This window comes from Succinimonas sp. (assembly GCF_045225735.1).
GTDB lineage: Bacteria > Pseudomonadota > Gammaproteobacteria > Enterobacterales > Succinivibrionaceae > Succinimonas.
On sequence record NZ_JBGVBR010000032.1, the window covers coordinates 1 to 2,267 of the forward strand.

Genomic DNA, 2,267 nt, shown 5'->3' on the forward strand with positions numbered 1-2,267 from the left:
ATCTTCCGCCGCGCCGGCCAGGCCCGGGGCAAGTCCCAGAAAAAGAGACAGACTGAGAGCGATCCTTTTTATCTCATGCGGCATGGGGATTCCTCCTGAATATGATGGCAAGCAAGGGATTTCGAATTTCCGCCCATTTTAATGAGCGGAAACGCTTTTGAAAATGATTTCATAAAGATATGCGAGGGTTTTGCGATCCGGAAACAGATCATGACCTCCCGTCCTGAGAATGCCAAAGAGCCCTCCTGAAAATCAAAGCGCCATGCCCGAGAGTTCGGACATGACGCTTTCGCGGGGGCTTTCACCCCTCTTACTGTATTGGCTGTATTGCCCTTTCACTGTATCAGTGTTTCACTGTATCAGTGTTTCACTGATTGAAAGGAATCCGGGCTTTTACTCCTGCTTTTTCCGGCCGTAAACCGTAAGATGCATGCTCTCGTTCAAAGCATCCAGATCCAGCTTGCAGGGACTCTTCAGGCTCAGCGTCCAGCGCTTGTCAGGATCCTCCTTCAGGGTTTCCCGGTAGAAGGCGGAAGTGGCGAGATCAAGGGCAGACATGACGTAATCACTGTAGGCATCCGCCGAAATTTTGAAGCCGGATTTGTAATCCCAGTTGGCATAAAGAGGCTTTATCAGGGATTTGGTGCCGGCCGGGGATTCCGCCAGAATCTGGAGAAGCAGGTTGGCATCAAACACGGCCTGTTTCCTTTGCCTGTTATGCTCCGTGGCTTCCTCGTCCTCCGGCGATGCCGCAAGCTCGCAGAAATCCTTAATGCCCGCGGGAAGATAGGTAATCCCGGAGACGTCATAGGTTACGGCATCAATAACAAGCTCGGAGCTCCCCAGAACCGTATCCTGATCTTCGGGGTCTCTGAAATCAGAGAAAGCGCAGGTAACGTTTCTTTCGGTGTCATCAATGAATGCGCAGGGACTGGCATTTCCGGACACATATACCTCGGGAAGATCCTTAAGTCCGGCGCAGACGGGATCGCTGTCGCAGGCGAGAGCTCCCTTAACCAGAGCGGCGGCATCAACTACCCCGAAGCCGTACTTATTGGAGAATCTGAATCCGGCGCCATTATCCTGCCAGCCGTAGTCGTAGACGATATGCTCGCCGTAGCTCTGGTCAGAAGCCGCCTCCTTCACAGACAGGGCCAGCGATGGCATGACGCTGTCGTCACGGGAGGTTACGGCCAGAAGATAGCGGAGCTGGGACACCGTCAGATCTGGTTTGGCCTGATACGCCAGAGCCGCAGCGCCGGAAACCGTGGGAGCCGCCGAGGACGTGCCGTTCATGATATTGGTGTAATACTTGTTGTCGTCGTTTCTCCAGGGGGAGTAGGCATCCGGATCATCCCAGTCCCGGGGATCATACTGACAGGTTGTGGTAACAATGGCGGGGCCGGTTTCAGGACCGGTATTTTTTCTGACGCCCTTATCCCCGCCGAAGCCGGTCACCCAGAGATTCGATCCGGTGGATCCGTAGGATGACTTAACGCCCCGCGAATTCAGGGATCCCACGTTAATAACAAAAGGCCCCCGGGAAATATATGAAGTCTGCTTGAACTCGCAGTCAACTTCCAGATCCTTGCAAATACTGCTGGAATAAGGCTTGTCATCTTTGTCATACCCTGACTCAAACTCATTTCCCTGGGAATGAATAACCGCAATGTTCTTTTCATAAAGAGCCTCGTAGAGCTCTTTCTCTATGGGCTCGCTGCTAGTCGTCAGATCATTGCTCCAGCTGGCATTCATAATGTTAAGTACGGGCATGCTCAGCATGTATATCAGAGAGCGAACTTCACCAGCGGCATCATCGATAGAGGTAATACTGGCATTGAAGGCAATGCCCCGCACTCCACGGTTGTTCATGCCGGAAGCGGCAATGATTCCGGCCACGGCAGTGCCATGAATATTAAAGGCATTCTCCTGGAGCTTTTCCAGAGGCATTCCGGCATTGATAACATCCCCGCTTTCGGGAATTCCGGGATCATAAAGCCGATCTCTGAGATCCTCATGATTAACGTCAACGGCGGTATCACTGACGACCACATAAACCCCGGTACCGTCGATCTGCTCCTTCCGCCCCTCCGGAATGGTACGCCAGGCAGGAATCACGTTAAGATCAATGCCCTTAACCGGATCCGCAGTGGTGCCGTAGGGATTTTGTCCGATGTTGTAGAGATGCCACTGATCCGCAGTCAGGGGATCGGTAAGGGCAAGCTCCGTCTCAGACTCCATGTCCGCGCCGTCTGTCAGGGAACCCC

General features: G+C 53.2%; 1 protein-coding gene. It reads right to left on the reverse strand.

What is annotated here, in order from left to right; translation table 11 throughout:
* Nucleotides 1-393 precede the first annotated feature (393 nt).
* The coding region (locus ACJROR_RS01215) for a S8 family serine peptidase (RefSeq protein WP_406545510.1) at nucleotides 394-2,267 on the reverse strand (1,874 nt) is incomplete at its 5' end.